Here is a 26,585-nt window from a genome sequence, read left to right as displayed (position 1 = left end):
CGGCGACCAGCGCGGCCGCCGCGGCGAGTACGGGCAGATGTCGGTGTGCGGTCGTTCTCGCGCGGGCCATCCCTACCTCCATGCGGGCGAGCGGGCCCCGGAGCCTACTCGGCGGCCGGGGCGGAGGACAGGGTGCCGCGCACGTCACCGCCCGTGAACCGGCGGTTCGGCTCTGGGTGGTGTCCGGCGGATCTTCGGCTGCGGGCCGTCCTTGCCGCCTGGCCGCCTGCGGCGGAGCGGGCCGTCTTTGCCGCCTGCGGCGGCGGGCGCCCTGCGGGCGCGTCCTCAATCGCCGGACGGGCTTGATTTCGCTGAGCTCAGCCGCTGTCAGCCCGTCCGGCGTTTGAGGACACCACCGCGCAGCGGTGGTGCGCACGACACAGCCCGCACTGCCCGCTCACATGATCCGCCGGCACGGCCTACCGGAGGGCGCGGAGCACCGCACCCGCCATGGCCGATTCACCCTTGGCGTTGGGGTGGAAGGGCGCGGCCGGGCTCTCCGGCTGCACACCCTCGATCCACCGGTCCGCGGCGGGCGTGCACACGTCGTGGCCGACCGTGGGGGCGTAGGTGTCGGCGTAGCGGACGTGCGCCTTGCGGGCCTCGTCCTCGAGCATCGTGTTGAGGCGCTTCTCGGTGTCGCGGAGGTAGGCCACGTCGCCCGCCGCGATCGGCACGGCCGGGAAGCAGCCGACGCCGTTGTCCGGCATGATCGCGGGGTAGCCGACGAGGACCACGCGCGCGTGCGGGGCACGGCTGTGCACGTCCGTGAGCACCTTGGCGATCTTGGGTGCGGTGGCGGCGATACGGGCGGTGAGCTCGTCGGTGCCACCGGCGGTGTACTTGTCGCGGCAGGGGGCGCCGGCCGGGGCCGAGGGCGACAGCTGCGCGCAGGTGCCGATGATGTCGCCGAAGCCGATGTCGTTGCCGCCGATGCCGACGGTGACGGTGCGGGTGGCGGTGCCCAGGGAGTTGAGCTGTGGCGGGTTGTCGCCCTGCGCGCGCCACATGTCGTCGGTCTTCGCGCCGCTGCAGCTGACGTCCTTGAAGGAGCCTATGCGCAGCGCCTTGGCCGTGAGCGCGGGGTAGTTGACGCTGGAGCGGGCGCAGTCGCCGCCGCTCTGGTCGGGGACGCCGGGGGCCGAGGTGTAGGAGTCGCCGAGGGCGACGTAGCGCCGGCCGGCGGTGTCGGCGTCCGAGGTCTCGGCGGCCGTCGCGGGGGCGGCGGCGGCCGCGAGGGCCGCGGCCGCGCCGAGCGCCGCCAGAGCCTTTCCGTACTGCCCGCCGCGTCTGAACACCTGTGCCACTACTGCCTCCGATGGTTTCCTGTCGATCAGTTCGAGCCACAGACTCGCGGCGCCGTGACCCTGTGTCAATCCGCTGACCTGCGGCGCTGTGGAGAATCCGGTCGCGGGCCGCCGTACGCCCCCGGCCCCGGGCCGCCGGTCCGTGGCCGGATCCGGGCCCGCCGCACGCTCGTTCTCCGCCGCGGCGGCCCGATGCCGCGCGGCCTGGGCTACGGTCGGCGGGTGACCGAACCCACCAGCACGTTCAGTTCAGCCGTGAGCGCCTGGCTGGAGTGGCGGGACAGCCCATGGGGGCGACTGGGCAACACCGTCGTGGCCGCCAATCTCGACCGTCATCTCGCCCCGTGGGGACCGACGCCGCTGCGGGTGCTGGATCTGGCCGGCGGTGACGGCAGTCACGTGCTGCCGCTCGCGGCGCGCGGCCATCACGTCACCGTCGTCGACTACGCGCCGGCCATGCTGGCCGCCGCCCGGGACCGGGCCGCGGCCGCCGGGGTCGCCGAGCGGGTCACCACCGTCGAGGCGGACATGACGGACCTGCCCGCCTCCCTGCTCGACGCCGGGTACGACGTGGTGCTCTGCCACAACTTCCTGCAGTACGTGGACGATGTGACCCCCGCCCTGACGGCGGTCGCCGCGGCGGTCCGTCCGGGAGGGCTCGTCTCGGTCCTGGCGGCCAACCGCCACTACGCACCGCTCGCCGCCGCGGTCCGCGACGGCGACCCCGGTGCCGCGCTCGCCGCGCTGGACTCCCGGCGGGGCTGGGCGGAGGTCTTCGGCACGGCCCTGACCCTGCACACCGCCGAGGAGGTCATCGCGGTCATGGCGGGCCTGGGGTGCACCGGCATCCGGCACTACGGCGTGCGCAGCTTCTGCGACCACCTCGCCGAGGACCGGCGCGAGGATGATCCTGGATTCCACGCCGCGATGGAACGCCTGGAGCTGGCCGTCACCGACCGCCCGCCCTACATGCACACGGCGCGGGCGTTCCAGCTGATCGCCCGCCGGCATGCCGGCTGATCCGGGGCGGCCCCGGGCCGTCCGGTGCCCGACGCAAGTTTGGGTACCGTAAAAGCGTGCGACTGACCAAGAGCACCGACATCGCCCTGCGTCTGGCCATGCGGCTGGCGGTGACGGGTGACGAGAAGGACGCGCCGACCACCCGCGAGGTGGCCGGCGCCGTCGGCGTGCCGTACACGCACGCCGCCAAGGTGGTCAGCCGGCTGCAGCACCTGGGCGTGGTGGAGGCCCGCCGCGGCCGGGGCGGCGGGCTCGCGCTCACCGCCGCCGGGCGGACGGGCTCGGTGGGGCAGCTGGTGCGCGAGCTGGAGGGCACGGGCGACGTGGTCGGCTGCGAGGGCGACTCGCCGTGCCCGCTGCGCGGGGCGTGCCGGCTGCGAGGCGCGCTGCGCGCGGCCCAGGAGGCGTTCTACGCCGCTCTCGATCCGATCACGATCGAGGATCTGGTCGCCCGGCCGACCGGTCCTCTTCTGCTGACGCTGGGCATCGGCCCCCCGACATGACAGACCCCTTTCCGGTGGCTTGCGCCGCGTGCGCTTAAATATGAATCCTGGATGCAACTTAAAGCCGGAACGTCAGGAGCCGCCGATGCTGTCCCCCCAGTCGACCGAAACCGTCCGTGCCACCCTCCCCGCGGTCGGCGGCGCCATCGGCGAGATCACCCCGCTCTTCTACGACAAGCTCTTCGCCGAGCACCCCGAGCTGCTGCGGGACCTGTTCAACCGGGGCAACCAGGCCAACGGCAGCCAGCAGCAGGCGCTGGCCGGCTCCATCGCCGCCTTCGCCACCGCGCTGATCGAGCACCCGGACGTCCGCCCCGACGCGATGCTCGCGCGCATCGCCCACAAGCACGCCTCCCTCGGCATCGCGCCCGAGCTGTACCCGATCGTCCAGCGGCACCTCTTCGCCGCCATCGCCGAGGTCCTGGGCGACGCGGTCACCGCCGAGGTCGCCGCGGCCTGGGACGAGGTCTACTGGCTGATGGCCAACGCCCTCATCGCCCTGGAGGCCCGGCTGTACGAGCGCGCCGGCACCGCGCCCGGTGACACCCTCCGCCCCTGCCGCGTCGTCGGCCGGCTACGGGAGACCGCGGACGTGGCCACGTTCCTCGTCCAGCCGCTCGACGGGCGCCCGCTGCCGGCCGCCCGCCCCGGCCAGTACGTCTCCGTACAGGTGGAGCTGCCCGACGGCGCCCGGCAGATCCGCCAGTACAGCCTCTCGGGCCGTCCGGACGACGCCCTGCAGTTCTCCGTCAAGCGGCAGGCCGGCGACCCGGCCGGCGAGGTCTCCCACCACCTCCACGACCACGTCGGGATCGGCGACACCCTGCTGGTGGGCGCGCCGTTCGGGGACGTGACCCTGGAGGACGGCGACTCCCCCGTGCTCCTCGCCTCCGCCGGCATCGGCTGCACCCCGATGATCGGGATGCTCTCGCACCTCGCGGCCACCGGCGCGCGGCGCCGGGTCATCGCCGTCCACGCCGACCGCGACGAGTCCGCACACGCCTTCCGCACGGACCTCGCCCAGCTGGTCGCCAAGCTGCCGGACGCGACGTCCCACGTCTGGTACGAGCACCCGGAGCCCGGCCACCCCGCCGACCGCACCGGCCACGCCGACCTCACCGGCATCGAGATCCCCGCCGGCACCACCGCCTACCTGTGCGGGCCGCTGCCGTTCATGCGCGCGGTCCGCGCCCAGCTGCTCGCGGCGGGCGTGGCGCCGGCCGACATCCACTACGAGGTGTTCGGCCCGGACCTCTGGCTGGGCGCCGGCTCCTGACGATGGGTCACCCCTGACCCCAATCGTTACCCTCGCGTAACTTGCGCGACCATTACCCCCGGTAAGTCACCGAGGTTACTGTCGGGTCACTTTGCATCGGGCGTGCCGCACCCCCCTCTCACCCGGGCGGCACCAACGTCAGGAGTGACCGTGAGACTCCCCCGGAAGTCCCGCAAGGCTCTGCGCGCACCGGCCGTCGGCGCCGTCTCGGCGGCGCTGCTCGCGGCCACCGCCCTGGGCGCCGCGCCCGCCGCCCAGGCGGCGCCCGAGCGCGGGGCGGTGGCCGCCCGGGCGGGCGCGAGCGTCAGGTTCACCGACATCCCCGGCTCCGGCGGCATCACCCTCAAGGGCAATGTGTTCACGCCCGGGGGCGCCGGCGGCACCGGCCGCCACCCGGTGATCGTGCTGCCCACCAGCTGGGCCATGCCGCAGCTCGAATACGTCGCGCAGGCCAGGCAGCTCGCCGACGCCGGCTATGTGGTGGTCACCTACACCTCGCGGGGCTTCTGGCTCTCCGGCGGGAAGATCGAGACGGCCGGGCCGGCGGACATCGCCGACGCCTCGAAGGTCATCGACTGGGTGCTCGCCAACACCCCGGCCGACCCGGCGAGGATCGGCATGGCCGGCGTCTCGTACGGGGCGGGCATCAGCCTGCTGGCCTCCGGGTTCGACAAGCGGATCAAGGCCGTGGTCGCGATGAGCGGCTGGGCCGACCTGACCGAGTCCATCTACGGCGGCCGCACCCAGCACCGCCAGGCCGCCGAACTGCTCGGCGGCCTGGGCAAGCTGACCGGGCGGCCGGGCGACGAACTCCAGGCGATCCTCAAGGACTTCCTGGGCTCGAACCTCGCCAAGGAGCAGGAGATGCTGGACTGGGGCGCCAAGCGCTCCCCCGCCACCTATCTGGACGACATCAACGCCAACGGCGCGGCGATCATGCTGGGCAACGCCTGGGGCGACACCCTCTTCCCGCCGGACCAGTACGCGAAGTTCTACGAGCGGCTCACCGGCCCCAAGCGCCTGGAGCTGCGGCCCGGCGACCACGCCACCGCCGAGGCCACCGGGCTGCTCGGCCTGCCCAACGCCGTCTGGGCCAACGCCCGGCGCTGGTTCGACCACCACCTCCGGGGCGCCGACAACGGCATCGACCGCGAGCAGCCCGTGCAGCTGACGTCGCGCACGGACGGCGGCTACGAGTCCTACCCCAGCTGGGCGGCCGTGGACCGGACGCGGCGCACCCTGCCCCTGGACGGCACCCGGAGCATCCGCGCGGGCGTCGACTCGGGCGCGAACGGCGGCACCGTCCTGCTCAGCAACGCCCTGGACCAGTTCCTGAGGCTGCCGCCGATGGTCCCGGTGCCGCTGCTGCCGCGCGCCCACGCCGCCGTGTGGCAGTCCGGCCCGTACGCCGCCGCCCAGCGCGTCCGCGGCAGTGTGAAGCTGCACACCACGCTGACGAGCGACAAGGAGAGCGGCACGGCGGTCGCCTACCTCTACGACGTGGGCCCGCTCGGCCTCGGCAAGCTGGTCAGCCACGCCCCGTACACCTTCCACGGCAAGGAGCCGGGCCGGCCCTTCGGTGTCGACCTGCCGCTGCTCTCCACCGCCTACGACGTCCCGGCCGGGCACCGGCTCGCGCTGGTGGTCGACACCGTGGACCCGCTGTACATCGCGCACAACCCGGACGGCGCGCGGCTGACGTTCTCCTCGCCGGAGGAGGACCCCTCGTCGCTGTCGGTGCCCGTGCGCGACTGACGGCCGGCGCGGTCAGCCGGCCGCGCCCGCCCCGTCCGCCGGGTGGTAGGTGCCCGTGGCGAGGTAGACGGAGAACCGCGGGGAGTCGCCGCCCCGGTAGGAGACGAAGTTCTGGGTCCGCGACCGGGCCAGCGGCCGGTCGGCGAGGGCGTCGAGGGCGGCGGTGTACGGCACGGGGTCCATCCCCTCACGGCGCAGGAAGGCCGCGACGCGGTCGCGGGCGGCCGCGTCGTGGTCGTGGACCGGGATCATCGGGACGTATACGGTCGCGCCCGGTACGTCCTGGCCGGGGCGGAAGGAGAACGTGGTCACGGGAGGCTTCCGTTTCCACTCCGCGCCGCCGTCCGGGCCGTTGATCTCCCGCAGCGCCCGCGCGAACGAGCCCGGCACATGGTCGCCGGCCACGGCCGACTTGGCGTCGATGTCCTCCGCCGAAGCACCGGAGTGCGCCACGTACACCTGCACCCGGAACGCGTCGCCGGCCACGAGGTCCATGGCCACGGCGGCGGGTTCGTGCTCGGGCCCGTGCCACCCGCCGAGGTGCTCGGTCAGCGCGCGCCAGGGGCGCTCCAGGCCGAGGCGGGCCATCGCCTCACCCGTCCGGGCGGCGGCCTGCTCGCGGCCGGCGACCGCGGGGTTGAGGAAGACCTTGTACGCGGGGTGGCCTCCCGGCCGCCAGGCCACGGCGTGGGCCACGGAGAAGTAGCCCTGCGGATCGTCGGCCGTGAAGAGGTCCTCGACCCGCAGGCAGGGGTCGATGGACACCTCGGGCCGGCCGGCGAGGCGCCGGGTGAGGGCCATGCCGTCCGCCATGCGCTGCCGTGCGTCGCCGCGCGGCGACTCCAGGGACATCCGGACCCCCGCCCGGCCGTCCGCCCAGGCGAGGGACAGCTCGCAGGGCATCCCGTCGATGGAGACCCAGCAGGCACGCCCGGGAGGCGTGCCGACCGGGAGGCGGCCCCAGGGCTCGGTGAGTTCGTGGAGCAGGGCGAGGATCGACTCGCGGCTCTCGCCGGTGAGTCCGAGGCTCCGGAACGCCCGCCACACACGGTCGCCGGCGACCTCGGCGTAGGTGTCGGCCGGCAGGTAGCGCGTGGATTCGAAGCGCAGCGGGCGGCCGACCATCTCGGCGATGACGCCGGAGTCCGGCGTGAAGGCGCCCGGGGCACCGGCGTCGAGGTCTACGGCATCCATCGTGTCTCCCTGTGCGTGACGACATGTGTGACGGCGTGCGTGCTGACGTGCGTGCTGGCGTGCGCGGACCGGGCTCACGAGGCGTGCCGCGAGCCGTACTCAAGAGGCGTGTACAGAAGTGCGTACCGAAGACAAAAACGAGCGCGATCCTGCCATCGGTGGGCAGGCCCTGTCAGCGCGTTGCCCGACAATTGCCCGGGAGCCCGTTATCGGGCCTATGTTCCAGCCAATTATGTTCACCCCCGCGCCCGCGGATGACCGCTCAACCAGGCGCCGCGGCATGGTCGTTGAACAGGAAAGCGTCACCCCGCAGGGCCCGTCGCGTACGGTTCGCACCTGGGCATTACCCGCGGTACGCGGCAACCGGTCGGACGGTAGGGAGATACGGCCGGAATCCTCCACTGCGGTGGTCCGCATCACGACGTTCTGCGACATGATCGCTACGCATCGTTCGCTGGTGCATGCACCAGGCGAATGGGTGTGTGCCCTGTCCACATGCGGCCAACCGGAGCGTCGGCGCCGCCGTGCTCCGGGAAGCCCGCGCAGAGGAGTTGTTGACGCGTGTCCGCACAGCACCACTCCGCCCGACCCCCCTCCACCGCCGGCGCTCCCCCCTTCGTCTCCGTTCCGCCCGAGGGCGCCACGCTGCCCGCGACCCTCCCGGAAGCGTTCGCACGGCAGGCGGCGCTCACGCCCGACAGCACCGCGCTGATCAGCGGCGGGACGACCCTGACCTACCGCGAACTCGACGCCCGCGCCCACCACCTGGCACGGCGGCTGACCGCGGAGGGCGTCCGCCCGGGCACCACCGTGGCGGTGCTGATGGACCGCTCGGCCGAGCTCGTGGTGGCCCTGCTGGCGATCGTGAAGTCCGGTGGCTGCTATGTGCCGTTGGACCCCCGCCAGCCCGCCTCCCGGCTGGAGTGGATCCTGGAGCAGACCGGTGCCCCGGTGCTGCTGACGGCCGGCCCGGAACCGGGCACGGGGATCGGCGGCGGGCTGCGGACGGTGGCGGTGACCCTGGACGGAGCCGCCGGGGCCGACGCTCCGGACGCGCCCGAGGACGCGAGCGCCTCCCTGTTCCCGGCCGAGCCCCGGCAGCTGGCGTACGTGATGTTCACCTCCGGTTCCACCGGCACGCCCAAGGGCGTCGCGGTGACCCACGAGAACGTGGTCGGCCTCGCCCGCGACCAGGCGTGGCGCGGCGGCGCCCACGGGCGCGTACTGCTGCACTCGCCGCACGCCTTCGACGCCTCCACCTACGAGCTGTGGGTGCCCCTGCTGTGCGGCGGCGCGGTCGTCGTCGCACCCCCCGGCGACCTGGACGCGCGCGGCATAGCGGCCGCCGTCACGGACGCGGGCATCACCGGACTGTGGGTGACGGCCGGGCTGTTCTCGGTGCTGGCGGAGGAGGACCCCCGCTGCTTCCTCGGCGTGCGCGAGGTGTGGACCGGCGGGGACGCGGTCTCGCCCGCGGCCGTCCGGCGGGTCCTGCGCGCCTGCCCGGACACGGCCGTCGTCAACGGCTACGGCCCGACGGAGACGACCACCTTCGCCACCTGCCACCGGGTGGCCGACGCGGGCGTGCTCGGCACGGTGGTGCCCATCGGCGCCGCCATGGCCGGGATGCGCACCGAGGTGCTCGACGGCGAGCTGCGCCCGGTGGCCCCGGGCGAGGTCGGTGAGCTCTACGTCGGCGGCTCGGGCCTGGCCCGCGGCTACTGGAACCGCCCGGCCCTGACGGCCGAGCGCTTCGTCGCCGACCCGCTGGGCGAGCCCGGCGCCCGCCTGTTCCGCACCGGCGACCTGGTGCGGCAAGGGCCCGGCGGACTCCTGGAGTTCGTGGGGCGCAGCGACGACCAGGTGAAGATACGCGGCTTCCGGGTCGAGCCCGGCGAGGTGGAGGCCGTCCTCGCCGGCCACCCCGGCGTCGCCCAGGCCGCCGTCGTGGTCCGCGAGGACCGGCCCGGCCACAAGCGGCTCGTCGGCTACGTCGTCCCCGCCGAGGAGAGCGAGGGGCGGGCCGGCGAGGAGGCCGGCGCCGGGCAGGACCCTGAGCGGGCGGACTCCGTCGGCGAGTGGCGGGAGATCTACGACTCGCTCTACAGCGGCGTCGCCCGGACCCGCTTCGGCGAGGACTTCTCCGGCTGGAACAGCAGCTACGACGGCCGGCCCATCCCGCCCGAGCAGATGCGCGAGTGGCGGGACGCCACCGTGGAGCGGATCCGCGAACTGCGCCCGCACCGCGTCCTGGAGATCGGCGTCGGCACCGGCCTGCTGATGTCCAAGCTGGCCCCGCACTGCGACGCCTACTGGGGTACGGACCTCTCCGGCCAGGTCATCGAGGCGCTCGGCACGCTCGTACGCCGGGACGCGGTCCTCGCCGGGCGGGTCGAGCTGCGCGCCGGCGCCGCCGACGACGTGGACGGCCTGCCCACGGGCTACTTCGACACCGTCGTCATCAACTCGGTGACCCAGTACTTCCCCGACGCCCACTACCTCACCGACGTGCTGGCCAAGGCCGTCGGCCTGCTGGTGCCCGGCGGCGCGGTCTTCGTCGGCGACGTGCGCAACCTGCGGCTGCTGCGCGGCTTCCACACCGACGTCCAGTTACGCCGTCCGGACCTGCCCACCGACCCGCGCGCCGTGCGCGCGGCCGTCGAAGGGGGCATGGTCCGCGAGAAGGAGCTGCTGGTCGACCCGGCGTTCTTCACCGAACTGGCCGCCGCCGTCCCCGGCCTGGGCGGCGGCGAGGTCCGCGTCAAGCGCGGCCGGTACGTCAACGAACTGACGCGCTACCGCTACGACGCCGTCCTGCGCAAGGCGGCCCCGGACGAGGAGGACGCGGCCGGCGCCGCCCTGCCCGTACGGGAACTGCGGTGGGGCCGGGACATCACCGACCCCGAGTCGCTCGCCGGGCTCCTCGACGCGGGCGAGCCCGCCGACATCCGGGTGACCGGCGTGCCCGACGGCCGGCTGGCGCCCGTCGCCGAAGCCCTGCGGGCGCTCGAAGGCAAGGGCGGCGAGGGGCGGATACGGGTCCTGGACGGCCGGGACGACACCGAATTCCTCGGCCTGGAGGAGTTCCACACCCTGGCCGACAGCCGGGGCCTGCGGGCCTCCGCCACCTGGTCCGCGACCGTCGCGGACGCCCTCGACGTCGTGATCACCGCCCGCCGCCCGGGCGCCCCGGGAGGCGGCGCGCCCCGGCCGGCCGGAACGCCGCTCACCTCGCTCGTCAACGCCCCCGCGACGGCCCGCGACACCGGTGCGCTGCTCTCCTCGGTCCGCGCCTTCCTGCGGGAGCGGCTGCCCGCATACCTGCTGCCCGCCGCGACGGTCGTCCTCGACACCCTGCCGCTGACCCGCAACGGCAAGGTCGACCGGCGCCGGCTGCCGGCCCCGGACACCGGCTCCGCCGAGGACGGCAGGTCCCCGCGCGACCCGATGGAAGAGCTGCTGTGCGGGCTGTTCGCCGACATCCTCGGCGTCTCCCGGGTCACCATCGACGACGGCTTCTTCGCGCTCGGCGGCCACTCCCTGTCCGCCACCCGCCTGAGCACCCGGCTGCGCTCGGTCCTGGGCCTGGAACTGCCCGTACGGAGCGTCTTCGAGACGCCCACCGTCGCCGGCCTGGCCGAGACCGTGCGCCGGGCGTCGGCCGGCGACCGGCCGCCACTGGTGGCCGCGGAGCGCCCCGACCCGATGCCGCTGTCCTTCGCCCAGCACCGCCTGTGGTTCCTCGACCGCCTCCAGGGGCCGGGCGCCGCCTACAACGTGCCCCTGGTGCTCGACCTGAGCGGCGAGGTGGACCGGCCCGCCCTGGACGCGGCGCTGGCGGATGTGCTCGCGCGCCACGAGAGCCTGCGGACGGTCTTCCCGGAGACCGCCGGAGTGCCCCGCCAGCTCGTCCTGGACGGCGCCGCGGCCCGCACCCCGCTGGAGGTCACCGAGGTCGCGCCCGGGGAGCTGGACGCGGCGGTGGCCGCAGCGGTCCGCCACCCCTTCGACCTCGCCCGGGAGATGCCGGTCCGGGCCCGGCTGTTCACGACCGCGCCCGGGCGGCACGTCCTGGCGCTGGTCGTCCACCACATCGCCTGCGACGGCTGGTCGCTGGCACCGCTGTGGCGGGACCTCGCCACCGCCTACGCCGCCCGCCGTGCCGGCGGCCCGCCGGCGGCCGGACCGCTGCCGGTCCAGTACGCCGACTACACCCTGTGGCAGCGCCGGCTGCTGGGCGACGAGGACGACCCGGACAGCCTGGCCGCGCGCCAGACGGCCTACTGGACGGGCGCGCTGGCCGGCCTGCCCGAGTGCGCCGACCTGCCCGTCGACCGGCCCCGGCCGCAGGTCGCCTCGCAGCGCGGCGACACCCTGCGCTTCACCGTCGACGCCGATCTGCACGGCCGGATCACCGAACTGGCCGCCCGGTCGGGCGCCAGCCCGTTCATGGTGGTGCACGCCGCGCTGGCCGCCCTCCTGACGAAGCTGGGCGCCGGCACCGACATCGCCATCGGCACCCCGGTCGCGGGCCGCACCGACCACGCGCTCGACGGCCTCGTCGGCTTCTTCGTCAACACGCTGGTGCTGCGCACGGACACCTCCGGCAACCCCGCCTTCCGTGACCTGCTGGCCCGGGTGCGGGAGACCGACCTGGCCGCGTACGCCCACCAGGACGTGCCCTTCGAGCGGCTGGTCGACGCCCTCGCCCCGGCGCGCGGCCTCGCCCACCACCCGCTGTTCCAGGTGATGCTCGCGCTCCAGAACGCCCCGCAGGGCGCGCCGGAACTGCCCGGGCTGACCGTGGCGGACCGGGCCGTGAGCACCGGTGCGTGCCGGTTCGACCTCTCGCTGAGCCTCCAGGAGCGCCCCGGCGACGGCCGGCGGCCGCACGGCATGGACGGTGTCGTCGAGTTCAGCACGGACCTGTTCGACACCGGCACCGTCGAGCGGCTCGTCCACCGCTTCCTGCGGCTGCTCGACGCGGTCACCGCCGACCCCGGGCGCCGGCTCGGCGGCCTCGACACCGTGCTCCCCGACGAGCGCGAACTGCTGCTGGCCCGCAGCGACAGCGGCCAGTACGCGGAGCGCCGGCCGCTGCCGGCGCTGTTCGAGGCGCAGGTGCGGCGGACGCCCGACGCGACCGCGCTGCTCCACGACGACGGCGCCGGGCCCGTACGGCGGCTGACCTACCGGGAGCTGAACGCACGGGCCAACCGGCTCGCCCGCTATCTGATGGCCTGCGGCGTCGGCCCCGAGCGGTTCGTGGCGATCGCCCTGCCGCGCACCGTCGAGTCGGTCGTGGCGACCCTCGCGGTGCTCAAGGCCGGCGGCGCGTACCTTCCGCTGGACGCCGGCTACCCGGCGGCGCGCCTGCGCTTCATGGTCGACGACGCGCGCCCGGCCCTGCTGCTGACGGACTCCGCCACCAGGCTGCCGCTGCCCGCGGCGGCGGGACCGCGCCGCGTCGTCCTGGACCGGGACGAGACCCGGCGGGCGGTGGGCCTGTGCTGGGAGTCCGACATCACCGACGCCGAGCGGACGCGGCCGCTGACGTACGACCACCCGGCCTACGTCATCTACACCTCGGGTTCCACCGGCCGCCCCAAGGGCGTGGTGGTCACCCACTCCGGTGTCGCCGGTGTCGTCGAGGCGCAGCTGCGGCGGTTCGGGGTGACGGCGTCGAGCCGGATCCTGCAGTTCGCCTCGCACAGTTTCGACGGCGCGGTGTGGGAGCTGTGCGGCGGGCTGCTGACCGGCGCGACGCTGGTGATGGCGCCGACCGAGGTCACCGCGCCGGGACCGGAGCTGGCCGCGCTGATCGAACGGCACCGCGTCAGCCACGCGACGCTGCCGCCGGCCGCGCTCACGGTGCTGGAGCCGGAGCGGTTGCCGTCGCTCACCTCGATGATCGTCTCGGGTGAGGCGGCGTCCGGGGAGACGGTGCGCCGGTGGTCCGCCGGGCGGCGCTTCCTCAACGGCTACGGCCCGACCGAGACGACGGTGTGCGCGACGCTCAGCTCCCCGCTGTCCGGCGGCGCCACTCCCCCGATCGGCCGGCCCACCGTCAACGCCCGCGCCTACGTCCTCGACCGCGACCTGTGCCTGGTGCCGCCCGGAGTCACCGGCGAGCTGCACGTCTCCGGCGCCGGACTGGCCCGCGGCTATCTGGACCGGCCGGGGCTGACCGCGGAGCGGTTCGTGGCCGACCCGTTCGGCGCGCCGGGCACCCGGATGTACCGCACCGGTGACCTGGTCCGCTGGAACCACGAGGGGCAGCTGGAGTTCGTCGGCCGCGCCGACGGGCAGGTGAAGATACGCGGCTTCCGGGTCGAGCCGGGCGAGGTCGAGGCCGCGCTGGGCACCCACCCGGGTGTCGCACAGGCCGTCGTGGTGCCCCGTACGGACCCGCGCGGCGCCACCTACCTCGCCGCGTACGCCGTGCCGGCCGCCGGCGTACCGGCCCCGGACGGGCCGGAGCTGCGCGCCCACGCGGCCGGTCTGCTGCCCGGCCACATGGTGCCGGCCGCGGTGCTGGTGCTGGACGCCCTGCCGGTCGCGGCGACCGGCAAGGTCGACCGGGCCGCGCTGCCGGAGCCGGACTTCGCGGCCCTCTCCGCGGGCCGGGCGCCGCGCAATCCGCGCGAGCGCATCCTGTGCGAGCTGTTCGCCGAGGTGCTGGGCCTTCCCCGGGTCACCATCGACGACAGCTTCTTCGCCCTGGGCGGGCACTCCCTGCTGGTGACCCGGGTGATCAGCGGGGTGCGTCGCCGGCTCGGGGCGGAGCTGCCGGTGCGCACGCTCTTCGAGCGCCAGTCGGTGGCCGCCCTGCTGGAGGCCGTCGACGGCGTCGCCGCGCCGGCGGACGCGGAGCGCGGGGAGGCCGGGGTGTACGGGCAGCCGACGCCGGCCGAGCTGGCGGCGGACGCCGTGCTGGACCCGGCCATCACGCCCGGGCCGCGCCGGGAGCGGCCCTCGCCCTCCGCCGGCGGCCGCGAGCACATCCTGCTGACCGGCGCGACCGGTTTCCTCGGCGCGTTCCTGCTGCGCGAGCTCCTGGACCGCACGAGCGCGGACATCCACTGCCTCGTACGGGCCGCCGACCCCGGGCAGGCGGACCGGCGGATCCGCCGGAGCATGGCGGAGTACGGGCTGTGGAACGAGTTCACCCGCGGCCGGATCGTCGCCGTCCCCGGCGACCTGGAGAAGCCCCTGCTGGGCCTGACGCCCGGGCGGTTCGAGGAACTGGCGGGCCTCCTCGACGCGGTCTACCACAACGGTGCCCGGGTCAGCGCCGTCGATCCGTACGCCCGGCTGAGGGCGGCGAACGTGGCGGGCACCCAGGAGGTGCTGCGGCTGGCGGCCCGCGGCGGTGCGGTGCCGGTGCACTACATCTCCACGGCCGCCGTGTCGGTGGACACCCGGGAGGGCGACGGGCATCCGGTCACCGTGCCCGAGGCGCACCGGGTCCCCGCCGGCTCGGTGCTGCCGGGCGGCTACACGAGCAGCAAGTGGGTGGCCGAGCAGCTCGTCTGGGCGGCGCGCGACCGCGGACTGCCGGTCACCGTGCACCGCTGCGGGCGGGTGAGCGGACACACCGTCAGCGGCGCCGGCTCCAGCCGGGACGTGTTCTGGCAGCTCGTACGGGCCATGCTCGTGCTCGGCGCGGCACCGCGCCCGGCCCCGGGCGAGGAGCTCGCACCGGTGGTCGACCTGGTGCCCGTGGACTACGTCGCGGCCGCCGTCGTCCACCTCTCCCGGCGCCCGGGCGGCGAGGGCCTCGCCCACCACCTCATCTGCCCCTCACCGCTGCCCTTCGACACCGTCCTGGGCCATCTGCGGGCGTACGGCTACCGCCTGGAGACCATGGACCTCGACGAGTGGACCCGCACCCTGCGGGAACGGGCGGAGACGGACGCCGGCACGCTCGACGCGGCCGTGCTCCTGACCGACACCCTGCCCGCGCTCGCCCGGCTGGGGCGGATCCACCTCGACCGGACCAACACGCTCGCCGGGCTGGCGGATTCGGGGAGAGTGTTCCCGCCGCTGGACGGCGAGCTGATCCGCGCGTACGCCGACCACTTCGTCGCCTCCGGCTTCTTCCCGCCCCCCGCCACGCGCTGAGCACCACCTTCCGCCGTGCCGGGGCGCGGGGCCCCGGCACGGCCACAACCCACCAGGTCCAACCCATCCACGGAGGACACACGACGTGAGCAACCCCTGGGACGACACCGAGGGCACCTTCCTGGTGCTGGTCAACGACGAGGGACAGCACTCCTTATGGCCGTCCTTCACCGCGGTTCCCGCCGGCTGGGCCGCGGTGCGCGGACCCGCCACCCGCGAGGAGTGCCTCGCGTACATCGAGGAGAACTGGACCGACATGCGGCCCAAGAGTCTCGTCGAACACCACAACCGGCTCTCGGAGGCACGATCCGCATGACCACTCACGCCAACGGCCGTCCGTCGCCGCCCAGTTACCCGTTCAACGAGGCAGTGGCGCTGGACGTCGACCCGCTGTACGCGAAGCTGCGCGAGGAGGAGCCGGTCGTACGGGTCGGCTGCCCTTTCGGCGAAGACGCCTGGCTGGTCACCAAGCACGCGGACATGAAGACGATCCTCGGGGACCCCCGGTTCAGCCGGGCCCTGGCCGCCGAGCACGACGAGTCGCGGCTGACCCCGCTGCCCATCCACACCAGCATCCTGGGCATGGACTCCCCCGACCACACGCGGCTGCGCAGGCTGCTGTCCAAGGTCTTCACCATGCGCCGGGTCGAGCTGCTGCGCCCGCGCATCGAGGCCGAGGCCCACCGCCTCGTCGACGCCCTCGTCGCCGAGGGCGCGCCCGGCGACCTCATGGAGGGCTTCGCCGTGCCCTTCGCGGGCACCGTCGTCTGCGATCTGCTCGGCGTCCCCTTCGAGGACCGCGAGCAGTTCCGCGGCTGGCTCGACGCGTTCTCCGCGACGACCGTGATGAGCGAGGAGGAGATCGAGGAGGACACCGACCGGCTGTACGACTACATCGGCAAGCTGATGGTCAGCCGGCGGGCGGAGCCGCAGGACGACCTGATCAGCGCCATGGTCAAGGCCAGCGACGAGGAGGACAGGCTCTCGGAGAAGGAGCTGGTCGAGCTCGCGAGCGTGCTGCTGATCGCCGGGCACGAGACGGTCTCCTCGCAGCTCATCGACTCCCTCCACGTGCTGTTCACCCACCCCGACCAGCTGGCACGGCTCCAGCGCGAGCCGGAGCTGATGACGCGGGCGATCGAGGAGCTGATGCGCTATGTGCCGCTCATCTCCCACGTCACCTTCGCGCGGTACGCCACGGAGGACGTCGAGCTGAGCGGGACGCTGGTCCGCGCGGGCGAATCCGTCCTGCCCGCGATCCCCTCGGCCAACCGCGACGCGTCGGTCTTCGAGGACCCGGATCTGTTCGACCTCACCCGGGAGCACAATCCGCATCTCGGATTCGGTTACGGCATCCACCGCTGCCTCGGGGCACCGCTCGCGCGGCTGGAAATGCGGGTGGCACTGGAGACGCTGTTCAGCCGGCTGCCCGGGCTGCGGTGCGCGGTTCCGGTGGAATCACTGGAATGGAAGGACGGAATGCAGGTGCGCAGTCTGCTGCACCTTCCGGTCACCTGGTCGCGTCCGTAGCCCCTGAAAAGGAGAGCGCGAAAGAACAGGCCTTTCCACGGACGCGTACGGCGTCCGCGGAAAGGCCCGTTCCCGGCGACCTCGGCGTCAGGCGAGCCGCCAGGCGGGATCGGCCGGACTGCTCTCCTCCGTGGCGGCCGGGTCGCGGGCGACCACCGGGCCGAGCGCCGTGTCGATCGCGGCCAGCGCGTCCTCGTCCAGCCGGACGCCGGCCGCCTTGGCGTTGTCGGTGATCTGCTCGGGGCGGGAGGCGCCGAGCACGGCGGCGCAGACGCCCGGGTGCTGGAGTACCCAGGCGAGTGAGAGCTGCGCGAGGGTGAGGCCGAGGTCGGCGGCGACGGGCCGCAGCCGCGCCACCCGGCCCAGGACCTCGTCCGTCAGCCAGCCGGCCAGCAGCTCCGAGCCGTCGTTGGAGTCCGTCGCCCGGGAGCCCTCTGGCCACTGGCCGCCCGGCTGGTATTTACCGGTCAGGACGCCCTGGGCCAGCGGGGACCAGACGATCTGCCCGATGCCGAGCTCCTCGCAGACGGGCATCACCTCGGCCTCGGGCACCCGCCACAGGGCCGAGTACTGCGGCTGGTTGGAGACCAGGGAGATCTTCAGCTCGCGGGCGAGGGCGTGCCCGGCCCGGATCTGGCCGGCGGTCCACTCCGAGACGCCGATGTAGTGGGCCTTGCCCGCGTGGACCACGTCGGCCAGGGCCTCCATGGTCTCCTCCAACGGGGTGGAGGGGTCGAAGCGGTGGGCCTGATAGACGTCCACGTGGTCGGTGCCCAGCCGGCGCAGGGACTGGTCGATCGACTCGCGGATGTGCTTGCGCGAGAGGCCGAGGTCGTTGCGGCCGGGTCCGGTGGGCGCGAAGACCTTGGTGAGGATCTCCAGTCCCTCGCGGCGCTCGCCCTTCAGCGCCCGGCCCAGGGATTCCTCCGCGCAGGTGTCCGCGTAGACGTCCGCGGTGTCGAAGGTGGTGATTCCGGCGTCGAGCGCGGCCCGCACACAGGCGAGTTCCGTCTCCTCACTCCTCGAAGAACTCCGGGTCAGCCAGTTTCCGTACGCGATCCGGCTGACTATCAATCCGCTGCGGCCAAGATGACGGAAATTCATACCACCACGCTAGCAACGCGGTTGGATCATGTCGGCCGAATGCGGAATTCACTGGAGGGGCTGATGCCCGGCGCCCGGCAGCAGCGTTCCGGGCTCGGCGGCCGCGATGTCCACCGCCTCCGTCTTGGGATTGCGCCGTTGCCGCTTGGCGACCCAGTTGGCCAGCCACGACAGGAGCATGCACATCCCGATGTAGATCGGAGAAATGATCATGACGACGGGGATGAACGGCAGCCCGTAGTCGAGGTTGCTGGCGATGAGCTTGCCCGCGTGCAGGAACTCCTCGTAGGTGATGAGGAAGCCCAGCGAGGTGTCCTTCAGGGCCACCACGAGCTGGCTGATGATCGTCGGCAGCATGGCGCGCAGGGCCTGCGGCACCAGGACGTAGGTCATCACCTGTGTCTTGATCATGCCCAGCGAGTAGGCCGCCTCCCGCTGGCCGCGGTCCACGGAGTTCACGCCGGTGCGGAAGACCTCGGCGAGCACCGAGCCGTTGTACAGCGTCAGCCCGGTGACCAGGGCCGGCAGGGGCTGGACCTTGAGGGCCACGAACACGAAGAAGATCATGACCAGTACCGGCATCGCGCGGAAGAACTCCACCAGGAGCGTGGCGAGCCAGCGCACCGGCCGGTGGTCGGACAGCCGTCCCGTGGCGAGCACGGCGCCGAGGGCCAGGGAGAGCACGGCGGCGTACGCGAACGCCTTCAGGGTGTTGCCCAGGCCCCGCAGCAGCAGTTCCTGGATGCCCTTGTACGCGAAGGGCCGCCACTTCTCGGCCGTGAACTGGTGGGTGTCGAAGAGCAGGTAGAGGGCCCAGGCGATGATGCCGAGGATCACCGCGGTGGCGATCAGGCCGTAGAGGAGGTGCCGGCGCCGGGCGAGCGGGCCGGGGATGTCGTACAGCGCGGTGTCGGTCATCGGGGCACTCCCCAGCGCTTCTCCAGCACGTTGAAGACCGCGCTGATGGACAGGGTCACGATCAGATAGCCGACCGCGATCCAGACGAAGGACCAGATGATGCTGTAGCCCAGCTCGTTGAGGGTCTTGTACGTGCCGAGCAGCTCGGTGACGCTGAACGACCCGGCGATCGCGGAGTTCTTGGCGAGCGCGATCAGCGTGGAGCCGACCGGCGGGATGACGGACCGGAACGCCTGCGGCAGGACGATCGCGCCGAGCGTCTGCCGGAAGGTCATGCCGAGGCTGCGGGCCGCCTCGCCCTGGCCGGTCGGCACGGTGTTGATGCCCGAGCGCACCGCCTCGCAGATGAAGGCGGAGGTGTAGCAGCCCAGGGCGAGGACGGCGAAGAGCTGGAAGGGCAGGACGACTCCGAAGCGCGGCAGGCCGAGCAGGACCGCGAAGAAGAGCAGGGTCAGCGGGGTGTTGCGCAGGACCGTCACCCACACGGTGCCGAGGGCGCGCAGCGAGCCGACGGGGGCGACGCGGAAGGAGGCCATGAGGAAGCCGACGACGAGGGCGAGCAGGGAGGCGTAGACGGTGAGTTCGACGGTGCCGAGCAGCCCTTTGCCGTACAGGGAGAAGTTGTCGGTCAGTACGTTCATCGAGGGGACCTACCGGGGGTCGTGCCGGACAAGCCGTGGCGGCCGGGGGTGCGGGGGTCGTCTCCCGCGGAAGGGCGGCATCGCGGGGCCTCAGCCGGTCGGGTAGCGGTCGACGGCGGGCGGCGTGGGAGCGGGCACCCCGGACAGGCCGAGGGTGGCGTCGTACGCCTTCTTCCAGTCGCCGTTCTTCTCGTGCGTCTCCAGGGCGTCGTCGAGGGCGAGGCGCAGGGCGGTGTCGCCGCGGGGCACGCCGATGCCGTAGGGCTCCTTGGAGAAGGGCTTCCCGGCGATCCTCAGCTCGTCGGGGGCCTTGGCGGCGAAGCCCATGAGGATGGTGTCGTCGGTGGTGACGGCGTCCACCTGGAGGCTGAGGAGGTTGTCGACGCAGATGGAGTACGTGTCGTAGGCGACGGCCGTGGCCCTGGGGTACTCGCGCTGGATGCGCTGGAGCGGGGTGGAGCCGGCCGCCGAGCAGACCTTCTTGCCGGCGAGGTCCTGCGGGCCGTCGATGCCCTTCTCGTCCTTGCGCACGAGCAGCGACTGGCCGGCGATGTAGTACGGGCCGGCGAAGCCGACCTGCTTCTTGCGCAGGTCGTTGATGGTGTATGTGCCGACGTAGTAGTCGATCTGCCCGTTCTGCAGGGCGGTCTCGCGGTTGGCCGAGGCGATGGTGCGGAAGGCGATGCTCTTCGGGGGGAAGCCGAGGGAGGCGGACATCATGCGGGCGATCTCGATGTCGAAGCCGGAGTAGACCCCGCTCGCGGGGTCCTTCTCGCCCAGGTAGGGCTGGTCCTCCTTGGCGCCGACGACGAGGTGGCCGCGGCGCTTGGCGGCACGCCAGGTGGGTGAGGCGGTCAGCTGGAGGCCGGTGGCCACCCGGTAGACGGGGAGCTGGTCGGGCTGGGGTCCCTTGACGGGCGGGCTGCCCTCCTTGCCGCAGGCCGCGGCGAGCAGGGCGAGGGCCAGGGCGGCGAGGGCGGCGGCGCGGCGGCGCGGCCGTGCGGAGTCCTTGGGGCTCATGTGGCAGTCACCGCCGCTCAGTGCTTGAGGATCTTGGAGAGGAAGTCCTTGGCCCGGTCGCTCTCGGGCGCGGTGAAGAACTCCTCGGGGGTGCGGTCCTCGACGATGCGGCCGTCGGCCATGAAGACGACGCGGTTGGCGGCGGAGCGGGCGAAGCCCATCTCGTGGGTGACGACGACCATCGTCATGCCGTCCCGGGCGAGCTGCTGCATGACCTCCAGCACCTCGTTGATCATCTCCGGGTCCAGTGCGGAGGTGGGCTCGTCGAAGAGGAGCGCCTTGGGGTCCATGGCGAGCGCGCGGGCGATGGCGACGCGCTGCTGCTGACCGCCGGAGAGCTGGGCGGGGTACTTGTCGGCGTGGGCGAGGAGTCCCACCCGTTCGAGCAGTTCGCGGGAGCGCTTGTCGGCCTCCTCCTTGCCGCGTCTGCGGACCTTCAGCTGGGCCAGGGAGACGTTGGCCAGCACGGTCTTGTGCGCGAAGAGGTTGAAGGACTGGAAGACCATCCCGACCTCGGCGCGCAGCCGGGCCAGTTCCCGGCCCTCCTCGGGGAGCGGGCGGCCCGCGAGGGTGATGGTGCCGGACTCCACGGGTTCGAGGCGGTTGATGGCCCGGCACAGCGTCGACTTCCCGGAGCCCGACGGGCCGATGACCACCACGACCTCACCACGGCCGACGGTGAGGTTGATGTCCCGCAGGACGTGCAGCTTTCCGTAGTGCTTATTGACATCACGCAGTTCGATCAATGGATCGACGGCCATACCCAGCCCTACCCACTTTCAGCTCTCTCGCGGTCGACGCAAGCTGTCGGCGCAACCTATCGGCCCAATACGGGACTTCATTGGTGACACGCGCGTAAAGGGGCATTCGTTGTCCATTCCCCTCCATTTGCCCTAGGTACACAGACCGGGCCTGGGTACCTAGCCTGTGGGGGTCGAACCGGGCGAACTCGGGGGAAGGAGCGGGGGTGGGCGACAGCAGGCCCGTCTACCAGCGCATCGCGGACGATCTGCGCCGCCGCATCGACGAAGGCGGGCTGGCCGTGGGGGACCGGATCCCCTCCCGGTCGGAGCTCAAACGCGCCTACGCGGCCAGTGACCAGACCGTGGACCGCGCGGTGCGCGTACTGAAGGCGGCCGGGTACGCCGAAGGGCAGTTCGGGCGGGGGGTGTTCGTCACCGACCGGATGCCGCTGGGCAGTCTGCTGCGCTCCACCGGCGCGGTCGACTCCCCCTTCGCCGCCCGGATGACCGCCCGGGACACCTCGCTGACCTGGGAGGCGTCCTCCAGCGAGATCGGCGCCCCGGAGCGGATCGCCGGCCGGCTGCGGGTCGACGCGGGCGAGCGGGTGCTCTGCACGCACTACGAGTACCTGGCCAACCGCCACCCCGTCCAGCTCGCCACCAGCTGGGAGCCGCTCGCCATCACCGAGGGCACCGACGTGGTCCTGCCCGAGCGGGGGCCCTACGCCCGGCGCGGGGTGCGCGGGCGGCTGGCGGCCATCGGCATCCGGGTCGTACGGGCGCAGGAGCTGGTGGGCTCGCGGCCGGCGACGACCCCGGAGGCCGAGGCGCTCGGCTGCGCGGCCGGGCAGTGCGTCACCGTCATCGAGCGGACCCACTTCGACGGCGACGGCCGGGCGGTGGAGACCTCCGACATCGTCGTCCGCGCGGACCGCTGGCGACTGGAGTACGACATCCCGTTCACCAGCTGAGCCCACCGGCCGGCGTCAGTTCTCCGCGAGCTCCCCGTACAGCTGCGACAGCTCCGGGGCGCCGTCGGCCGCCCACGCCTGGCCCGCCTCCACCACGTCGATCTCGCGGCCGTTGGCCAGCCGCACCACCGGCTGGCCGTTGGGCCAGAGCCACCAGCCGGCGCCCTCGACGGTACGGACCACCACCGTGCCCAGGTACAGGCCCGCGTCGTTGCCGAGCCAGGTCAGCAGTTCGGGATCCTCGCGCCAGCGCGGCTGCAACTGGTCCAGTGCCTCCAGGGAGGACGGCGAGTCGTCGAGCGCGACCCCCGCCGACTGCGCGTGGGCGCGCAGCAGTTCGCACTCCGCCAGCAGCTCGGCCAGCCCCTCCGGATCCCTGTCCACCCCGTCCGCGAGCGCCACGCCGTGCGCGGGGGCGTGCCGCTTGCGCCAACTGTCCAAGAAGGGAATGTTCATACCGGCCAGGATCGCACTCCCACGGATGGCCCCACCACAGGCGCGCGGCGCTCGACGTGGCCAGATGGCCTCCTTGACGTTCCCCAAAGGTCTCCCTAGCTTCATCCCGCCACATATTGAGCGGGGAAGGCTGAGAGCCATGAGACACGTGCTCCGAAAGGCGACACCCGGCGGGAGACGACACAGACGGTGGACGGCGGCGGGCGCCCTCGCGGGAGCCGCCGCCTGCGCCGTCGTCGCCACGAACACCCCGGCGCTCGCCGCGCCGGCGCGGGAGCCGCTCCCTCTGGAGCGGCTCTTCGACAACCGGGCGGTCAGCGACGACGGCCGGCCCCGCGGCGCGGACTTCGACGGTGCGGGCAACTCCCTCTCCGCCCAGGACCTCGCGGCCGCGGGCTGGACTCCGGGGCGCGCCCTGGCCATCGACCGCTCCCGGCTGACCTGGCCGCACCCGGCGGCGGGCAAGCCGGACAACGTCCGCGCCGCCGGGCAGACGGTGCGGCTGACCGGCAGCGGAGAGGCGCTCTCCTTCCTCGTCGCGGGCAGCGCCAAGGGAGCGCCCGGCCCGGACGCGGCCGGCACGGGCACTATCCACTACCGCGACGGATCGCGCGGCACCTACCGGCTGACCGCGCCCGACTGGCGGCGCGGCCCGCTCACGACCAAGGCGCTCGGCCTGCCCCACCTCAACACCCCCGGCGGCGCCAAGGCCGAGACCACCCGCCTCTACGCGGTGACCGTACCCGTCGCGCGCGGCCGGGAGATCGCGTCCGTGACGCTGCCGGCGGACCCCGGTCCGGCCACTGACCTGCACGTGTTCTCGATGGCCCTGCGGAGTCCCGCGTACGGGTGGACGGGCAGCTGGGCGGCGTCACCCTCGGGCTACGCGGCGGTGGGGCCGTGGACCGACCGGACGCTGCGGCTGGTGGTGCACAGCAGCGCGGGCGGGCCGTCGACCAGGATCCGGCTGGAGAACACCTTCGCGCCGCGGCCGGTGCGGATCGGCCACGCGACCGTCGCCCTCCAGGGCAAGGGCGCGGCGACGGCCGGCCGGCCCCGGGCGCTGACCTTCGGCGGCCGGGCCGGCGCGGACATCCCGGCGGGGGCGCAGCAATTCAGCGACCCGCTGGGGTTCCGGGTGCCCACGGGCACGAACCTGCTGGTGAGCATCCATCTGCCGGGCACCGTACGGGCGGTGCCGGTGCACAGCTACACCGCCCAGGTGTCGTATCTGACGGCCGACGGCAGCGGTGACCGGACGGGCGAGAGCGGCGGGGGCGCGTACACCGGGACGCTCGACCAGTGGCCGCTGCTGACGGGCGTGGACGTCGCCGACGGCCCGGGGTCGGTGGTGGCCCTCGGCGACTCGATCACCGACGGCGAGCGGTCGACGCCGGGCTCCAACGGGCGCTGGCCGGACCTGCTGGCACGGCGGCTGCGCGGGCAGCAGGGCGTGCCGCGCTTCGGCGTGCTCAACCACGGGATCTCCGGGAACCGCGTGGTGACCGACCGCTATCCGGGCGACGGGACGAGCACCATCATGAGCGGGGTCAGCGCGGAACACCGCCTGGAGCGCGATGTGCTGGCGCAGACCTCGGTCCGTACGGTCGTCTTCTTCGAGGGCGTCAACGACATCCGCTCCGGCACCTCGGCCGCGCAGGTCGTCGCGGGGCTGCGGTCGATGGCTGCCCGGGCGCACGAGCGCGGGCTGCGGGTCGTCGCGGCCACCATCGCGCCCTGCGGCGGCTTCTACGACTGCACGCCGGAGGCCGAGGCCAACCGCACCGCCATCAACCGGCACATCCGGGCCAACGCCGGTGTCTACGACGCGGTGTTCGACTTCGACGCCGCCATCCGCGACCCGCGGCAACCGGACCGGATGCTGCCGGCCTACGACGGCGGCGACCACCTGCACCCCAATGACGCGGGCATGCGGGCCTTCAGCGACTCGATCGACCTGCGCAAGCTGATCTGATCGCCATCGCCCCGCCCCCGAGGGCGCCCGGGTTCAGACGTCCAGGTCGACGACGACCGGGGCGTGGTCCGAGGCGCCCTTGCCCTTGCGCTCCTCGCGGTCCACATAGGCGTCCTTCTTCGCCGCGGCGAAGGGGGCGTTGCCGTAGACCAGGTCGATGCGCATGCCCCGGTTCTTGGGGAAGCAGAGCTGGCGGTAGTCCCAGTAGGTGTACGGGTGGTCGTACTTCAGCGGGCGGGGCACGACGTCGGACAGGCCGGTGTCGCGCAGGGCCGCGAGGGCGGCGCGCTCGGCGGGGGTGACGTGCGTGGCGCCCTCGAAGACGGCCGGGTCGAAGACGTCGTCGTCGGTGGGCGCGATGTTGTAGTCACCGAGCACGGCGAACGGCCGCTCGGCCTCGGCGTCCGCGGCGACCGCGTCGCGCAGCGCCTCCAGCCAGCGGAGCTTGTAGGCGTAGTGGTCGTGGGCGACCTCCCGGCCGTTGGGCACGTAGACCGACCAGACGCGGACGCCGCCGCAGGTCGCGGAGATCGCTCGGGGCTCCTGGCCGCCCTCGTAGTCGGGACCGCCGGGCAGGCCCTTGACCACGTCCTCCAGGCCGACGCGGGAGGCCACGGCCACGCCGTTCCACCGGCCGGTGGCATTGACCGCGGTCTCGTAGCCCAGCTCGCGCAGTGCCTCGAAGGGGAAGGCGTCCTCGGCGCACTTCGTCTCCTGTATGCACAGGACGTCCGTGCCGCTGCTCTCCAGCCAGGCCAGCAGCCGCGGCAGACGGGCGGTGATCGAGTTCACGTTCCAGGTGGCGATGCGCATGAGGACCACCCTAACGGCCGGGTGTGACAGTCAGAGCTCGATGCTCTCCCCCGGCGCGAGCCGGGAGTGTTCCGTGCCGACGCCCGGCCCGTCCGGGCCCAGCATCCGGTCGTAGACGGGCCGGGCGAGGTCGGTGAGCAGCGCGTCGTGGATGTCGACGGCGCGCCGGGGCGCGACCTCGCGGAGGTAGTCGATGACCTCGGAGACCTTGTTCCAGGGGGCCATGACCGGCACCATCAGCGTGTCGACCGGCCGGCCGGGCAGGGTCAGCGCGTCACCGGGGTGGAAGACCGAACCGTCCACGAGGTAGCCGACATTGGTGATCCGCGGGATGTCCGGGTGGATCACGGCGTGCAGCTGACCGTGCACCTGCACGTCGAAGCCCGCGGCGGTGAAGGCGTCGCCCTCGCCGACGGTGTGCACCCGGCCGGGAAAGGCCGCGGACACCTGCTCCGCGACGCTGCGCAGGGTCCACAGCTCGGCGGCGGGGTCGGCCTCCAGGGCGGCGTGCAGCCGGCCGGCGTCGAAGTGGTCGGGGTGCTCGTGCGTGACGAGGATCGCGTCCGCGCCGACGGCCGCGTCCCGCTCGCTGAAGGCGCCGGGGTCGATGACGAGCGTGCGGCCGTCCTTCTCCAGCCGGACGCACGCGTGGCTCTTCTTGGTCAGCTTCATGATTCCCATACTGCTACGCGCCGCTACGCACGGTCGCGCGCCTCCTCCTCGATGACCCGGCGCGCCACGGCGAAGGCGGCGTTGACGGCCGGCACGCCGCAGTAGACCGCGGTGTGCAGCAATGTTTCCTTGACGTCCTCGGGGGTGAGTCCGCCGCGCAGCGCGGCGCGGGTGTGCAGGGCCAGCTCGTCGAGGTGGCCGCCGGCGGTGAGGGCGGTCAGGGTGACGATCGACCGGGTGCGGCGGTCGAGGCCGGGGCGGGCCCAGGTCCCGCCCCAGGCGTAGCGGGTGACGAAGTCCTCGAAGTCACCGGTGAAGTCGTCCCTGGCGGCTTCCGCGCGGTCCACGTGGTCGTCGCCGAGGACCTCGCGCCGGACTCTCATGCCGCGGTCGTACGTGCCGTCGTCGTGCGGGGCGTCGTTGCGCGGTGCTTCGCCGTACGTGCCGCGGTCGTGCGGGGCCGGGGCAGGAGCCGGGGCAGGGGCCGGCTCGGGGACGCTCTCCGGGACCGGGACCGGCCGGTCGGCGGCGGCGGGTGCCGGGGCGGTGACCGGGGCCGGGGC

The 26,585-nt window shown here is 73.4% G+C and carries 20 protein-coding genes; 9 read left to right on the top strand and 11 right to left on the bottom strand.

What is annotated here, in order from left to right; translation table 11 throughout:
* Positions 1-419: 419 nt before the first annotated feature.
* Positions 420-1,307 carry an SGNH/GDSL hydrolase family protein gene (locus J7E86_RS26965; protein ID WP_215085176.1) on the bottom strand — a complete coding sequence of 296 codons (888 nt, stop codon included), beginning with the start codon at positions 1,305-1,307 and terminating at the stop codon, positions 420-422.
* A gap of 222 nt (positions 1,308-1,529) precedes the next feature.
* Here J7E86_RS26965 and J7E86_RS26960 point away from each other — a divergent pair, with 222 nt between their 5' ends.
* The 4 genes from J7E86_RS26960 (at position 1,530) to J7E86_RS26945 (ending at position 5,861) form a co-directional block, all read left to right on the top strand.
* Positions 1,530-2,327, top strand: coding sequence for a methyltransferase domain-containing protein (locus J7E86_RS26960; protein WP_308312739.1), 798 nt, complete (start codon positions 1,530-1,532; stop codon positions 2,325-2,327).
* 56 nt (positions 2,328-2,383) lie between these two features.
* Entirely contained in the window at positions 2,384-2,830 is a 447-nt protein-coding gene (locus tag J7E86_RS26955) for an Rrf2 family transcriptional regulator (protein ID WP_215085172.1), read from the top strand.
* An 85-nt stretch (positions 2,831-2,915) separates the two neighbouring features.
* Complete coding sequence (locus tag J7E86_RS26950; RefSeq protein WP_215085170.1) at positions 2,916-4,106, top strand: globin domain-containing protein; 1,191 nt, start codon at positions 2,916-2,918, stop codon at positions 4,104-4,106.
* A 150-nt stretch (positions 4,107-4,256) separates the two neighbouring features.
* Positions 4,257-5,861 (top strand): CocE/NonD family hydrolase, encoded by a 1,605-nt coding sequence (locus J7E86_RS26945; protein WP_215085168.1) that lies wholly within the window; start codon positions 4,257-4,259, stop codon positions 5,859-5,861.
* 12 nt (positions 5,862-5,873) lie between these two features.
* Here J7E86_RS26945 and J7E86_RS26940 read toward each other — a convergent pair whose 3' ends face one another.
* Positions 5,874-7,055, bottom strand: coding sequence for a tryptophan dimethylallyltransferase family protein (locus J7E86_RS26940; protein WP_215085166.1), 1,182 nt, complete (start codon positions 7,053-7,055; stop codon positions 5,874-5,876).
* 561 nt (positions 7,056-7,616) lie between these two features.
* Here J7E86_RS26940 and J7E86_RS26935 point away from each other — a divergent pair.
* The 3 genes from J7E86_RS26935 (at position 7,617) to J7E86_RS26925 (ending at position 16,709) form a co-directional block, all read left to right on the top strand.
* Positions 7,617-15,179, top strand: a complete 7,563-nt coding sequence (locus tag J7E86_RS26935; protein WP_215085164.1) for a non-ribosomal peptide synthetase — start codon at positions 7,617-7,619, stop codon at positions 15,177-15,179.
* A gap of 85 nt (positions 15,180-15,264) precedes the next feature.
* Entirely contained in the window at positions 15,265-15,495 is a 231-nt protein-coding gene (locus J7E86_RS26930) for an MbtH family protein (RefSeq protein WP_215085162.1), read from the top strand.
* On the top strand, positions 15,492-16,709 hold the full coding sequence (locus J7E86_RS26925; protein ID WP_215085160.1) for a cytochrome P450: 1,218 nt from the start codon (positions 15,492-15,494) through the stop codon (positions 16,707-16,709). The genes J7E86_RS26930 and J7E86_RS26925 overlap by 4 nt, the downstream gene beginning before the upstream one ends.
* A gap of 87 nt (positions 16,710-16,796) precedes the next feature.
* Here the strand turns inward: J7E86_RS26925 and J7E86_RS26920 are convergent, their stop codons facing one another.
* The 5 genes from J7E86_RS26920 to J7E86_RS26900 form a co-directional block, all read right to left on the bottom strand.
* Positions 16,797-17,813, bottom strand: a complete 1,017-nt coding sequence (locus J7E86_RS26920) for an aldo/keto reductase family protein (protein ID WP_215085158.1) — start codon at positions 17,811-17,813, stop codon at positions 16,797-16,799.
* A gap of 48 nt (positions 17,814-17,861) precedes the next feature.
* Complete coding sequence (locus J7E86_RS26915; protein ID WP_215085156.1) at positions 17,862-18,731, bottom strand: amino acid ABC transporter permease; 870 nt, start codon at positions 18,729-18,731, stop codon at positions 17,862-17,864.
* Positions 18,728-19,372 carry an amino acid ABC transporter permease gene (locus tag J7E86_RS26910; protein WP_215085154.1) on the bottom strand — a complete coding sequence of 215 codons (645 nt, stop codon included), beginning with the start codon at positions 19,370-19,372 and terminating at the stop codon, positions 18,728-18,730. Before J7E86_RS26910 ends, J7E86_RS26915 begins: the two co-directional genes overlap by 4 nt.
* Before the next feature lie 90 nt (positions 19,373-19,462).
* Complete coding sequence (locus J7E86_RS26905; protein ID WP_215085152.1) at positions 19,463-20,392, bottom strand: glutamate ABC transporter substrate-binding protein; 930 nt, start codon at positions 20,390-20,392, stop codon at positions 19,463-19,465.
* A gap of 17 nt (positions 20,393-20,409) precedes the next feature.
* On the bottom strand, positions 20,410-21,153 hold the full coding sequence (locus tag J7E86_RS26900) for an amino acid ABC transporter ATP-binding protein (RefSeq protein ID WP_215085150.1): 744 nt from the start codon (positions 21,151-21,153) through the stop codon (positions 20,410-20,412).
* Between the two features lie 206 nt (positions 21,154-21,359).
* Between J7E86_RS26900 and J7E86_RS26895 the strand changes: the two genes are divergently transcribed.
* On the top strand, positions 21,360-22,106 hold the full coding sequence (locus tag J7E86_RS26895) for a GntR family transcriptional regulator (RefSeq protein WP_215085148.1): 747 nt from the start codon (positions 21,360-21,362) through the stop codon (positions 22,104-22,106).
* A 15-nt stretch (positions 22,107-22,121) separates the two neighbouring features.
* Here the strand turns inward: J7E86_RS26895 and J7E86_RS26890 are convergent, their stop codons facing one another.
* Complete coding sequence (locus tag J7E86_RS26890; protein WP_215085146.1) at positions 22,122-22,562, bottom strand: DUF6278 family protein; 441 nt, start codon at positions 22,560-22,562, stop codon at positions 22,122-22,124.
* A gap of 139 nt (positions 22,563-22,701) precedes the next feature.
* On the opposite strand from J7E86_RS26890, the gene J7E86_RS26885 reads away from it, so the two are divergent.
* The gene (locus J7E86_RS26885; RefSeq protein ID WP_215085144.1) at positions 22,702-24,537 is read left to right on the top strand and encodes an SGNH/GDSL hydrolase family protein; all 1,836 of its coding nucleotides are present in this window, start codon (positions 22,702-22,704) and stop codon (positions 24,535-24,537) included.
* A 33-nt stretch (positions 24,538-24,570) separates the two neighbouring features.
* Here the strand turns inward: J7E86_RS26885 and J7E86_RS26880 are convergent, their stop codons facing one another.
* The 3 genes from J7E86_RS26880 to pcaC all read right to left on the bottom strand — a co-directional run.
* On the bottom strand, positions 24,571-25,350 hold the full coding sequence (locus J7E86_RS26880; RefSeq protein WP_215085142.1) for an exodeoxyribonuclease III: 780 nt from the start codon (positions 25,348-25,350) through the stop codon (positions 24,571-24,573).
* Between the two features lie 30 nt (positions 25,351-25,380).
* Positions 25,381-26,022, bottom strand: a complete 642-nt coding sequence (locus tag J7E86_RS26875; protein ID WP_215085140.1) for an MBL fold metallo-hydrolase — start codon at positions 26,020-26,022, stop codon at positions 25,381-25,383.
* A gap of 23 nt (positions 26,023-26,045) precedes the next feature.
* A partial coding sequence (pcaC, locus tag J7E86_RS26870) for a 4-carboxymuconolactone decarboxylase (RefSeq protein WP_215085138.1) occupies positions 26,046-26,585 on the bottom strand: 540 nt, incomplete at its 5' end.

This window comes from Streptomyces sp. ISL-11 (assembly GCF_018614525.1).
GTDB lineage: Bacteria > Actinomycetota > Actinomycetes > Streptomycetales > Streptomycetaceae > Streptomyces.
Note: the sequence above shows the minus strand (reverse complement) of the source record. Positions and strands in the feature narration are given on the sequence as shown.